We start from the raw sequence: 12,729 nt of genomic DNA, 5'->3' as shown, positions 1-12,729 counted from the left end.
GAGCCTGTTCGTTGTTACAGTTGTGGTTGCCTACAATTTCATAATAACTCTTTAAAATAGATCAAGGACCATCATTTATACATGGTTAAAGGAGCATGAAAACATGAATATTGACAAAATTCAAGATGACCTAGAGCAGCTAATGACTGCAGGAAAAGTGAAAAGTCATGAGAATTTAAAAGATCACGTGTACACTAAAATGGGCGGAAAAGCTGATATTTTGGCTGCACCAGCTACTTATGATGAAATTCAAAAGATTGTTACATATGCAGAACAAAATGGGATAACCCTTACGGTACTTGGGAATGGCTCCAATGTGATTATCCGTGATGGAGGGGTACGTGGAATCGTTCTGCAAACGGCAGGACTGACCGAAATGGGAATTCGCGACAATCTCTTATATGCGCAATGTGGTGCCAAAATAATTGATGTTTCCAGATATGCGCTTGATAAGGAGCTTACGGGTCTTGAGTTCGCCTGTGGCATTCCAGGAACAGTTGGTGGAGCGCTCTATATGAACGCAGGTGCTTATGGCGGTGAGATCAAAGATGTCCTGCATAGTGCACTAGCTATAAATAAGAACGGGCAATTGGTAACTCTGCAAGGAGATGAGCTGCAATGGGGATACAGAAAAAGTGTATTCGCAAGCGGTGAGTATATTGTACTTGAGGCCAAATTTGCTATGACTTCCGGTGATGTTTTAACGATCAAGGCAAAAATGGATGAACTAACATATTTACGTGAATCGAAGCAACCGCTTGAGTATCCATCCTGTGGGAGTGTATTTAAGCGGCCTCCAGGCCGTTTTGCAGGTCAGTTAATTCAAGAGAGCGGCTTACAGGGTACAAGAATCGGCGGTGCTGAGGTATCCAAGAAGCATGCGGGATTTATTGTGAATGCAGATAATGCAACAGCCAGTGATTACATCGGGCTAATCCACCATGTAAGAGCGACTGTGAAGGATAAATTCGGTGTAGAGCTGGAAACTGAAGTGGAGATCATTGGAGAAGAATAAACGATAAGCAAAAAGAGCCCGCAGATCGCTGTGGGCTCTTTTTGCTTATCATAATCATGTTCGTTTAATCTACTGAAAGGGTGTAATTAGCTCTGTCCGTAGTTATTTCTGCCTTGCGGTCGGCTAAGTCTACGATTTGAAGACCTTCAACAGCTAAATCATAAGTGGATTGTGGCAGGGATACCAGTTCACCATCGGCGTTAAGTGTGCTGCCGAAACCTCTTAATATCAGTGCACTTCCAAGATATTCATCAATTACGTCGTCTGCACTCCGGAAATCTACGGACTCTAAATTGAAATGAACTTTATCCAAATCACGAAGTTCTTTCTTTTCAATAGCGATTGTTTCATTCAAATGATTGTTAAGCCAATCCATAAGCTGCTGTATACTTTGTTCCATAAAATGCTCCCACCCTTAGCTCGAAGATTATTATGAATAAGTTACCCCTTTCTTAGGATTTGAATCCTTTTTTTTGCTACATTTTAATTAACCATATGAATAGTTCATGTGATTAAAAAGAAATCCGCGATCAAATTGCCGTGGTTTTTGAGCTTCCTAATCTCTACATACGCAGGTCTATCCACGTTAATCTGGAGTTATTTGCTGATCTATATAAGGTAACAGTAAAGAGTAGAACTTGTCAGGAGCGGGCTACCCATGGTATAGTTCAAGACGCAATATGCTTTAAGAAGAAGTCTGCGCTAAGTTGTGCAGGAGAGGTTCGCGAACTCCCTCTATAAAAAACTAAGAATATATTAAACAGTACAAGCGGTTGCTGTCCTTTATCCGGACGTTGCTTCCGTTTCTTCTTAGTGGAGCCAAGTTTTCGAAATCTCGTTCTTCTTTCCATTACCGGCCAAGGCCGAAGGAAAAGAGAGGGGTTTTTTGTCGTGTCAGAAGGAAGATTGAAAGAGGAAATGCAGGAAGTTACTTTGCTTGGTAATCAGGGAACACAGTACAAGTTTGGTTATGATCCAGACATTCTGGAGGTGTTTGATAACAAACATCCCGGGCGTGATTATTTTGTTAAATTCAACTGCCCTGAGTTCACTAGCTTGTGTCCTGTAACGGGTCAGCCGGATTTTGCCACGCTGTATATTTCGTATATTCCTGAACAAAAAATGGTGGAATCCAAATCATTAAAGCTGTATCTGTTTAGCTTCCGCAACCATGGTGATTTTCATGAGGACTGTGTCAACATTATTATGAATGATCTGATCTCTCTGATGGATCCGCGTTACATTGAGGTATGGGGCAAGTTCACTCCGCGCGGAGGCATTTCAATTGATCCTTATTGCAACTATGGAAGACCGGGTACGAAGTATGAGGCGATGGCGGAACACCGCTTAATCAATCACGACCTCTATCCAGAAAAAGTGGACAACCGCTAAATTCCAACTTGTGATAAGGAGAGATTCATATGAACAAAAAAGCACTCGTCGTATTCAGCGGCGGACAAGATAGCACCACTTGCCTGGTTTGGGCATTGCAGCAGTATGAGGAAGTGCAGGTAGTTACCTTCAACTATAATCAACGTCATGCGGCTGAAATCGAAGTTGCAACAGAGATAGCAGCTAAGTTTAATGTAAAACAGCATATTCTTGATCTGGGGCTGCTCAATCAGCTGGCACCCAATGCACTTACCCGTCAGGATATAGATATCGTGGCTGGTGAAGGAGATGAGCTTCCAAGTACTTTCGTCGATGGACGGAATTTGTTGTTTTTATCTTTTGCCGCAATATTAGCTAAACAACTGGGGTACTCCCATATCGTCACTGGGGTTTGCCAAACGGACTTTAGCGGTTATCCGGACTGCCGTGATGTTTTTGTGAAATCATTGAATGTTACGCTGAACTTATCTATGGACTATGAGTTTGCGATCCACACTCCCCTAATGTGGCTGGATAAAAAAGAAACGTGGAAAATGGCCGATGCACTGGGGTATTTTGATTATGTTCGCGAACACACACTGACCTGTTACAACGGTATTATTGGCAGTGGCTGCGGTACTTGTCCAGCCTGTCTATTGCGTCAGCGTGGTCTTGAGCAATATGAGGCGGAGAGAATGGAGGCCGGTTCTTAATGCTTAACGAGGTTTCAGTCTGCAAAATATTTACGTTCGATGCGGCACACCAGTTAGTGGGACACAAAGGGAAATGCAGCAATCTGCACGGACATACTTATAAGCTCGAAGTAGTGCTTAAGGGCAAACCTATGGCCGCGGAAGGCCACTCGGATGAAGGCTTCGTCATTGATTTCAGCGATATCAAAATGACAGTACAACAAAGCCTTGTAGATCGTTTAGATCACGCTTTTCTTGCCATGGGAAATGAACCTGTGTTAGAGACGTTAACGAATACGGGCTCCAAAGTAGCCTTGTTGTCTTTCCGCACCACAGTAGAGAATATGTCTTCATATATTGCCTACAAGCTTAAGCAAGCAGGGTTGCCTTTGTACTCGGTAAAGCTATGGGAGACTCCAACCTCTTGGGCAGAGGTGCTGGCTGAAGATGTTCCGTATGAAGGGCCATCCTACCGTTTGTATGGAGGCTGTGACTGTGAGTAAGATTCCTGTAATTGAAATGTTCGGTCCAACTATTCAAGGCGAAGGTGCGGTAATTGGAGTGAAGACAATGTTTGTCCGCACCTATGGCTGCGATTATCGCTGCGGCTGGTGTGACTCCGCTTTTACTTGGGATGGTACGGCTAAGAATAAGGTTCGCATGATGGAAGCAGAAGAAATCATAAATGAATTATTGGCGTTAGCTGGAGATAATTTCGACTGTGTTACGATTTCAGGCGGTAATCCTGCCTTGATTGGTGAAGGAATGGGTACCTTCATCAATCTGCTTCATGAGCGTGGAATAAAAGCAGCGATAGAAACTCAGGGGAGTAAATGGCAGGATTGGTTCAATGACGTGGATGTGCTGACAATCAGTCCTAAACCTCCAAGCTCAGGAATGACAACGAATTGGGAAATGCTAGATAACATCATGAGTAAGATGGAGAAACTGGGTCGTTCTACACATAGCTTGAAGGTCGTAGTGTTTGATGATAATGATTTTGATTATGCGAAAAACGTTCACCAGCGATATCCGAATGTGCAGCTCTTTCTGCAGCCTGGTAATGATGATGTCACGGAAGAGGGCAACATTTCTGCTCGACTTCTGGGAAGGCTGGAGTGGTTGTTTAATAAAGTAATCGCGGATTCGGGTATGAACAAGGTTCGTGTACTTCCACAGCTGCATGCATTGATCTGGCATAATAAGCGTGGCAAATAAATGTTTGATGAAATCGTCCGGGTATCTGCTTACAGATACTCGGTTTTTATTTTTAACAGTTGTAACTTCTAGTAGGTAGATAGTCTGTCCCAGTTTCTGGTATGATTTTAAAAAAAGCTCTTGGAGGTTATTCATTTGGAACAATCAACAGCATTATTAATTATCGATGTTCAAGAAGCCATGTTCTCCTATGATCTAAAGCTGTACGATGAAGAGGGTGTGATGGACAGGATTGTCTCCCTTCAGCAAAAAGCTCGATTAGCAGGTACTCCTATTGTGTATATTCAACATACCGAAGATGAGGAGTACACAAAAGGTACACCCACTTGGCAGATCAGTCACCGCATCACACCGCAGGAAGGCGAAGTTATCGTTGAGAAGCCTACTTGGGATGCTTTTCACCGAACGGAACTGCAAGATGAACTCCAGAAGCTCGGGATTACGAATCTGGTGATCTGTGGGATGCAAAGTGAATTCTGTCTGGATACGACGATAAGACGCGCATACAGCATGGGATATAAAAGTGTACTGGTCTCAGACGCTCATAGCACCTTTGATAATGGGGTTCTGAGTAGTAGGGAGATCGTTAAGCATCATAATGCGATAATTGGAGGTAGATTCGCCCAGTTACGAGCTGAAAGCGAGGTTCAGTTCTAGATGAATACACCCCAGGCTGCCATGAAGCCTATTCAGCGTTCTCGCCTTAGATTGTTTGCTGGCAAACGATATTTTATTTGGAAAAGATATTTGAAATGGTGCACTGGACGAAGCAAAATAGCGAAGCAGCGTACGGATGAAACTTTAACTTATGCAGCTATGACTCATGCTACCCCGTTATTAAGAAGTCTTCGGAATGTAGATATGGTGCTTCAATACAATAAAATAACTAACTTACGGCTGGCAATTGCGAAGCTGGATGGACTTGTTGTGCAGCCGGGGGAGACTTTTTCCTACTGGAGAAGTATTGGTAAGCCCACTAAGCGAAAAGGGTATCTGGAGGGTATGGTGCTGCATTATGGTGGTTTTCATTCCGGGGTTGGAGGAGGCTTATGCCAGTTGTCTAATCTGATCTATTGGATGGCACTGCATACGCCACTTACCGTTATGGAACGACATCGTCACAGTTATGATGTATTTCCAGATGAACAACGTACACAACCTTTTGGAAGCGGGGCGACCTGTTCTTATAACTATTTGGATCTTCAATTAAAAAATAACACCGCTCAAACGTATCAACTAAAGCTCTGGCTGGACGATAGCCATTTACACGGGGAGTGGAGATGCAATGAGCAGGCGCTTTATGATTATGAAGTATACGAAAGTGATCATAGGATTAGTCTAGAGCCTTGGGGCGGATATATACGCAGTAACAAGATCAGTCGAAAAGTATATACACGCTCTGGAGATCTAATTGGAGATGAAGTTGTAACTGATAATTACGCACTAATGATGTATTCCCCGCTTCTTCATGGATAAGAGGTTAGGACTTAGGGATATAACATAGAAAGGCATGAAAATTATATCTCTAGACCATCTCCAAAGGAGCGGATTAACAGCATGAAAGCACTAACCTACCAAGGGAAGAAAAAAGTGAAAGTTAAAGAAGTAGCTGATCCGACGCTTGAGAAAAAAGATGACATCCTTGTTCGGATTACCACTACGGCGATTTGTGGCTCGGATCTGCACATTTATAACGGGGAAATACCAGGTATGCATGATGATTATGTTATTGGTCATGAGCCGATGGGGATTGTTGAGGAAGTGGGTCCTGACGTAACTAAAGTCAAAAAAGGTGACCGAGTCATCATCCCCTTTAATGTCGCCTGTGGGCAGTGTTTTTTCTGCCAGCATGAGATGGAGAGCCAATGCGACAATGCTAATGACGCCAAGGACACAGGCGGTTATCTTGGTTATTCCGATACTTATGGCGGTTTTGCAGGCGGACAAGCTGAATTGCTACGGGTACCTTATGGTAACTTTGGCCCTTTTGTAGTTCCGGAGGATGCAGAAATGGAAGATGAGAAAATTCTTTTCATATCTGATATTGTGCCTACTGCTTGGTGGGGAGTAGAAAGCGGCGGAGTGAAGCCAGGGGATACAGTCATTGTTCTCGGCTGCGGTCCTGTTGGACTGCTTACTCAGAAGTTTGCCTGGATCAAAGGTGCCTCAAGAGTCATTGCGGTTGATCATATTGGCTATCGTCTGCAGCATGCGAAGCTGACCAATAATGTTGAAGTTTATAATTTCGAAGAGATCAAGGACATTGAGGCTCATTTGAAGGAGATCACTCGTGGGGGCGCAGATGTGGTTATTGACTGTGTGGGTCTAGATGCCAAAATATCTGCCTTGGAGAAAGTGGAAACGGTTCTGAAGCTGCAAGGAGGCTCGCTCAGTGCATTCAGAATGGCCGCAGATATCGTACGTAAATTCGGAACCATCCAGCTTGTAGGAGTCTATGGACTTAATTACAATATGTTCCCGCTGGGTCAGCTATTTGAACGGAACATTTCATTAAAGATGGGACAAGCGCCGGTGATTCACTATATGCCGTTGCTGTATAAGATGATTAAAGAAAATAAATTTGATCCTACAGATATCATTACGCATCGCCTTCCAATTAGTAAAGCGGAGCATGGCTATGACGTTTTTAGTGAGAAAAAAGAGGATTGCATCAAGGTTGTTTTGAAGCCGTAGCCTTTTAAGAAGCATGAGCTTTCGTCAGAAATGACATTGCTTGTGCTTTTTTTAGTGAAATCTTATGAAAATAGATGCATTTTTTCACGGTCTGCGTTAAATTAACATAAGTGACTTAAGATATTGAAAGGACGCGTAACATGTGAAACTTAAAAAACCGCCACTTCCGATTCCACTATTAATGTTGATAGGGATTGTGGCCATCTCCTTTTCCGCCATTTTTATTAAATGGTCTGATGCACCTGCATCTATACAAGGCATGTACAGATTATTATTTACCTCACTGCTGATGCTACCTTTTGCAAGACCCTATAGTGGAGCTGCTTTTGCTCTTCGTAAAAAAGACTGGCTAATGCTCATCCTCTCAGGCGCAATGCTTGCGCTGCACTTTTTGCTATGGATGGGATCATTGAAGTATACTTCGGTAGCTAGTTCAACAATGATCATGGCGCTGGAGCCTGTATTTATTATGCTGGGTGTTTATTTTTTGTATAAGGAAAAGACAGCTCTGTCCGCTATTCTAGGGCTTGGCATTGCGATTGGCGGTGTCGTGTTTATCGGCTGGGGTGATATCGGCATCTCTGCGGATAATCTAAAAGGTGATCTATTATCGGTCGGAGGTACTGTCGCGGTAGCTGTACATATGCTGATCGGTCAAAAGCTAGTGGTGCGCATGCCCTCTTACTTATATAGCTTGATTGTCTTCTTATCAGCCGCTGGCGTGTTTGCCGTATACAATCTGTTCATGGGGATTTCCTTTTTTAATTATCCGGCCAAGGAATGGGGAATCTTTGTATTGTTAGCAGTGGTGCCAACGGTGTTTGGCCATATTTTGTTTAATTGGTTACTACAATATGTATCCGCGACTACGGTTTCAATGAACATTTTAGGAGAACCAGTGGGTGCCAGTATCTTAGCGTATTTACTCTTGGGTGAGCAGCTAACAACCTTACAATGGGCAGGTGGGCTGCTCGTTATGATTGGCCTCGCAGTATATTTGTACGCGGGAAGAAGGAAAACTATCCGGATGGCTGATGCCATTCAGAATGCTTCATAACAGATATTTTACACATAAAGGGGTAGCAATGGATGGAAGAGCAGAATCAATATTCAAATAATCAGGCAGAAAAAAACGCTGTGCCAACAAGCGAAGAGCTTTGGAACGAAGATACTTATACCGCTTGGGTAACTCGGTTTGGTACACCGTCAGAAGCAGCTGCAAAATTAATAAAGGAACCAAGTGCAAAGCTTCACCCGCTCCTTTCTTTTTTTGGAGAGGTGAAGAGTAAGAAAATGATGAATTTAATGGGCTCAAACGGGATGAAGGCCGTGGCACTCTCATTACTAGGTGCGGAAGTAACGGTTGCTGACTTCTCGGAAGCCAATGCGCGATATGCGGCTGATCTTGCCCAAGAAGCAGGGGTACCACTAACCTATATCGTCTCAGATATTCTTAAGCTGCCAGAAGACGTCCTTGATGGTTCATATGACATCGTCTTTGCAGAGTTAGGAATTGTTCATTACTTTACCAACCTTACACTATTCATGGAAACGGCTCGCCGATTGCTATCTCCTGGAGGCGTATTTGTACTCCGCGATTTTCATCCGGTAACGACCAAGCTTATTTCCTCGAAGGGATCTACTGCGAAGGTACGCAAACACAAAGTAAACGGAGATTATTTTGACTCTTCATTGGAAGAGAAGAAGGTATCCTATTCCAAGTATTTGCCTTCCACAGGTAAACCAGCAGGTGAACAAGAGCATAGTGTTGTGTATTGGCGCCGCTGGACACTCGGAGAAATTGTAACCGCAGCAGCTAATAGCGGACTAGTGATCCGCCAATTAGTAGAAGAACCTAATCTATCTTCCGACGTGTATGATAAGGGAATTCCTAAGACCTTCACATTGGTGGCTGGAAATGGCGCAAGCCTTTAGGAGGGTTCGCTGACATGTGATTTTTAGGGTATAACATTTGTGCTGAACTGAGGTGCTCTCGGTTCAGCTTTTTTTGTATGTAAAACATAAAATTTTAAACTTTTTTACGGAGATTATTCCATTACAATGGCAACTTATAGGGAATACAATGATTTTACATTCCGGATTGAAAGCGATTACTTTAAGGGTTAAGGCATTCTCAAAGAATTTGAGGTGGATATCAAAATGAACGAAGTGTTGCTTCGTATGGAGGGAATCAACAAGTTTTTCCCAGGTGTTCATGCTTTGAATGAATGTCAATTTGAGCTGAAGCGTGGGGAAGTTCATGCGTTAGTAGGAGAAAATGGCGCTGGCAAGTCTACCCTTATGAAGATTGCGACAGGTGTCTATTCCAAGGATGCTGGTCAAATGTGGTACAAGGGAAATGAAGTGGAGATTGTTAATACCCGTGAAGCACAGGAGCTTGGAATTAGTATCATCCATCAGGAATTGAATTTAATGCCTCATCTTACGGTCGCCCAGAACATTTACATTGGACGAGAGCCGCGTAAAGCTCTGAAATGGTTCGTTGATGATGTGGAGATGAATCGCAGGGTACAGGTACTGTTTGATCAAATGAATCTGAAGCTGGATCCCAGAGTTTTGGTATCAGACCTGACCGTTGCTAATCAGCAAATGGTTGAAATCGCTAAAGCCTTGTCTTTCCAAGCCGAGGTATTGATCATGGATGAACCAACCGCCGCGTTAACAGATACAGAAATTAACGAGTTATTTCGAATGATTGAGCAGCTACGAGATAAAGGTGTGGGAATTATTTATATCTCTCACCGCATGGATGAATTGAAGCGAATTACAGACCGCATTACAGTTATGCGTGATGGTTGTTATGTAGATACCGTTCGTACCGATTCAATAACGATTGATCAGATCATCAGCATGATGGTTGGACGTGAATTATATCAAACGTCGAAACCAACGATTGCAAAACAGACTCAGCAAGTTGTCTTAGAAGTTCGGAAGCTTTCTAGAGGGCATGCGTTCAAGGATATTAGCTTTCATCTGTATAAAGGTGAGATTTTGGGCTTCGCTGGTTTAATGGGAGCTGGACGTACCGAGGTTGTACGTGCCGTATTTGGTGCGGATCCCATCGATGAGGGTGAAATTATGCTCCATGGAAAATCGGTTCGGATACGTCAGCCACATCAAGCGGTACAGCATGGTATTGGGTATTTGTCCGAAGACCGCAAACGTTTCGGATTGCTTGTGGATATGGATATCAGCATGAATAATGCGATTGCCTCCTTTTATAAATTCCGTAATTCATTTGGCTGGATGAAGGAGCGGGAGATGCGAAGCTCAGCGGAGCAGCATGTTGAAGCGCTAGCCACCAAAACTCCAAGTGTAGGTCAAAAGGTTAAGTTTCTGTCCGGAGGTAATCAACAGAAAGTGGTCATCGGCAAGTGGTTGACTAGAGACTGTGATGTACTCATCTTCGATGAGCCCACACGAGGTATTGATGTAGGCGCGAAAAGTGAAATTTATAAGCTGCTGGATCAGCTTGCGAGCGAAGGGAAGGCGATCATTATCATTTCTTCAGATCTTCCTGAGATTCTAAGAATGAGCCACCGGATTATCATTATGTGTGAAGGGCGTATAACAGGAGAACTCCCCGCAGAAGAAGCATCGCAGGAGGCGATTATGAAATATGCGACGAAACGTTCATAACTGTTCAAGAGTTAACCGGAGGTGTCAGGACTATGAAGATCGCGGATAAAGAGATTAGTCAGCCAGCGGGTATGAAGCAAACGGGAGGGCAATCCGGATTCAAACAAAAATTATTGGCATTTGCCAGTCTGATCATATTGGTCATCGTATTTTCTATATCCTCCAGCAACTTTTTTCAATTCTCAAATCTTGTCGGAATTCTAGTTTCTACAGCTGTAATCGGAGTATTAGCGCTTGGAGCTACCTTTGTTATTATTACGGGCGGCATCGACCTTGCTCTCGGTACTGTAATGACATTTTCATCTGTTATGGTTGGAGTCATTATTACCTTCTGGGGTCTGCCCGTCCCGTTAGGCATTGTAGGTGGGATTCTGGCTGGAGCACTGTGTGGCTTTATCAGCGGTTTGATGGTGGCGAAGATGAACATTCCACCCTTCATCGCCACTCTGGCGATTATGATGGTCACCAAAGGCTTGTCGCTTGTCATCACCGGAGCCAAACCTATTTATTTCAACGATGATCCGATCTTCGCCAAGATCGCCATGGGTAAAATGATCCCCGGTATACCCAACACCATCGTTATCTTCTTATTACTCGGTATGATCGCAAGCATAATCTTGTCTAAGACGATTATTGGGCGTTATAACTTCGCGCTTGGCAGTAATGAAGAAGCTACTCGCTTATCTGGTGTGAACACAGTCAAATGGAAGATTATTATCTATTCCATTACAGGGATTTTTAGTGGAATCGCAGGTATCCTGATGGCATCACGTTTGAATTCAGCTCAGCCATCACTGGGCACTGGCTATGAACTAGAGGCTATTGCGGCAGTGGTCATTGGCGGAACTTCCTTAAGTGGAGGTGTAGGTTCTATTCTAGGCACGATTATTGGCGCACTGATTATGAGTGTGCTGACGAATGGCTTGCAGATTATGTCCGTGGCTCAGGAATGGCGGACGGTCATTGTCGGTGTTGTAATCATTATTGCGGTTTACGCTGATATTCTACGCCGCCGTAAGCAATAAACTTGGTATGATCTCCATCCGGAGTGATATACAAAGCAAATGACGAGGGGGAAGATCCAAATGAAACTGCGTCGTAGAGGGTTTATCATGCTTGCCTGTCTATTATTAGTCACTACATTGCTGAGTGCATGTAACAACAATGATAGTAACAAGAGTGCATCCGGTTCAGACAAACCATACATTCCAGTCATATCAAAAGGGTTCCAGCATCAATTCTGGCAAGCGGTGAAGCAAGGAGCTGAGAAAGCTGCTAAGGAATTTGATGTTGAGATTACCTTTGAAGGTCCAGAAAATGAGAGTCAGGTGGATAAACAAATTGAGATGCTGCAAACCGCTCTCGACAAGAAGCCAGCAGCAATTGCGCTAGCCGCACTGGACAGCAAAGCTGCGATTCCTTATCTAGAAAAGGCAAAGGAAAATAAGATTCCGGTCATCGGCTTTGACTCTGGTGTAGACAGTGATATCCCTGTAGCAACAGCAGCGACTAACAATAAAGCAGCAGCGGCGTTGGCCGCAGATAAAATGGCTGAGCTGATTGGCAAGAAAGGTAAAGTGGGTCTTGTCATACATGACCAAACAAGCAGCACGGGGCAACAGCGTCGCGATGGATTCTTAGAACAAATGAAAGAAAAATATCCGGATATTCAAGTGTTAGAGCCGCAATATGGAGGTGGAGATCAGTTAAAGTCCACAGACCTTGCGAAAGCGATGATGCAGGCAAATCCGGATCTGAAAGGAATCTATGGCTCTAATGAAGGCTCTGCTGTAGGTGTGGCTAATGCAGTAAATGAATTGCAAATGAATGGTAAGATCGTAGTCGTCGGCTTTGACTCTGGCAAGCAGTTGATGGATGCTATCCGCAGTGGTGTTGTGGCTGGTGCTGTTACACAAGACCCCATTGGTATTGGCTATCAAGCTGTGAAGGCAGCTGTGCAAGCGATTAAAGGGGAAGCGGTTGAAAAGAACATCGACACGGGGTTCCACTGGTATGATAAAAACAATATGGATTCCGATGAGATCAAACCTCTACTATACGAATAGAGTTTAATGATAG

At 43.7% G+C, this 12,729-nt stretch carries 14 protein-coding genes and 1 riboswitch; of the genes, 13 read left to right on the top strand and 1 reads right to left on the bottom strand.

What is annotated here, in order from left to right; translation table 11 throughout:
- Positions 1-103: 103 nt before the first annotated feature.
- A complete protein-coding gene (gene murB / locus MHB56_RS00805; RefSeq protein WP_036687548.1) occupies positions 104-1,015 on the top strand; it encodes a UDP-N-acetylmuramate dehydrogenase in 912 nt (303 codons plus the stop codon).
- Between the two features lie 64 nt (positions 1,016-1,079).
- Here the strand turns inward: murB and MHB56_RS00800 are convergent, their stop codons facing one another.
- Complete coding sequence (locus tag MHB56_RS00800; RefSeq protein ID WP_036687547.1) at positions 1,080-1,415, bottom strand: hypothetical protein; 336 nt, start codon at positions 1,413-1,415, stop codon at positions 1,080-1,082.
- Positions 1,416-1,726: 311 nt separating this feature from the next.
- Positions 1,727-1,770: riboswitch (PreQ1 riboswitch) on the top strand.
- Positions 1,771-1,933: 163 nt separating this feature from the next.
- Here MHB56_RS00800 and queF point away from each other — a divergent pair.
- The 12 genes from queF (at position 1,934) to MHB56_RS00740 (ending at position 12,716) form a co-directional block, all read left to right on the top strand.
- Complete coding sequence (gene queF, locus MHB56_RS00795) at positions 1,934-2,407, top strand: preQ(1) synthase (RefSeq protein WP_036687775.1); 474 nt, start codon at positions 1,934-1,936, stop codon at positions 2,405-2,407.
- Positions 2,408-2,436: 29 nt separating this feature from the next.
- Positions 2,437-3,099, top strand: coding sequence for a 7-cyano-7-deazaguanine synthase QueC (gene queC, locus MHB56_RS00790; RefSeq protein ID WP_280753137.1), 663 nt, complete (start codon positions 2,437-2,439; stop codon positions 3,097-3,099).
- Entirely contained in the window at positions 3,099-3,581 is a 483-nt protein-coding gene (locus tag MHB56_RS00785) for a 6-pyruvoyl trahydropterin synthase family protein (RefSeq protein ID WP_280753138.1), read from the top strand. Before queC ends, MHB56_RS00785 begins: the two co-directional genes overlap by 1 nt.
- Positions 3,574-4,296: a 7-carboxy-7-deazaguanine synthase QueE gene (queE, locus tag MHB56_RS00780; RefSeq protein ID WP_339187202.1), complete on the top strand. Its 723-nt coding sequence runs from the start codon at positions 3,574-3,576 to the stop codon at positions 4,294-4,296. The genes MHB56_RS00785 and queE overlap by 8 nt, the downstream gene beginning before the upstream one ends.
- A gap of 135 nt (positions 4,297-4,431) precedes the next feature.
- Complete coding sequence (locus tag MHB56_RS00775) at positions 4,432-4,953, top strand: cysteine hydrolase family protein (protein ID WP_076190233.1); 522 nt, start codon at positions 4,432-4,434, stop codon at positions 4,951-4,953.
- Complete coding sequence (locus MHB56_RS00770; protein ID WP_341143149.1) at positions 4,954-5,772, top strand: VanW family protein; 819 nt, start codon at positions 4,954-4,956, stop codon at positions 5,770-5,772.
- Between the two features lie 81 nt (positions 5,773-5,853).
- Complete coding sequence (locus tag MHB56_RS00765) at positions 5,854-6,990, top strand: zinc-dependent alcohol dehydrogenase (protein WP_076190235.1); 1,137 nt, start codon at positions 5,854-5,856, stop codon at positions 6,988-6,990.
- 142 nt (positions 6,991-7,132) lie between these two features.
- A complete protein-coding gene (locus MHB56_RS00760; RefSeq protein WP_175618917.1) occupies positions 7,133-8,047 on the top strand; it encodes a DMT family transporter in 915 nt (304 codons plus the stop codon).
- 32 nt (positions 8,048-8,079) lie between these two features.
- Positions 8,080-8,925: a class I SAM-dependent methyltransferase gene (locus MHB56_RS00755; RefSeq protein WP_076217755.1), complete on the top strand. Its 846-nt coding sequence runs from the start codon at positions 8,080-8,082 to the stop codon at positions 8,923-8,925.
- Between the two features lie 225 nt (positions 8,926-9,150).
- Complete coding sequence (locus tag MHB56_RS00750; protein WP_076279360.1) at positions 9,151-10,650, top strand: sugar ABC transporter ATP-binding protein; 1,500 nt, start codon at positions 9,151-9,153, stop codon at positions 10,648-10,650.
- A gap of 32 nt (positions 10,651-10,682) precedes the next feature.
- Positions 10,683-11,675 (top strand): ABC transporter permease, encoded by a 993-nt coding sequence (locus MHB56_RS00745; protein ID WP_076277599.1) that lies wholly within the window; start codon positions 10,683-10,685, stop codon positions 11,673-11,675.
- A gap of 60 nt (positions 11,676-11,735) precedes the next feature.
- Positions 11,736-12,716, top strand: coding sequence for an ABC transporter substrate-binding protein (locus MHB56_RS00740; RefSeq protein WP_076302571.1), 981 nt, complete (start codon positions 11,736-11,738; stop codon positions 12,714-12,716).
- Positions 12,717-12,729 lie beyond the last annotated feature (13 nt).

Source organism: Paenibacillus sp. FSL H8-0315, from assembly GCF_038005365.1.
Lineage (GTDB): Bacteria > Bacillota > Bacilli > Paenibacillales > Paenibacillaceae > Paenibacillus_AQ > Paenibacillus_AQ odorifer.
Note: the sequence above shows the minus strand (reverse complement) of the source record. Positions and strands in the feature narration are given on the sequence as shown.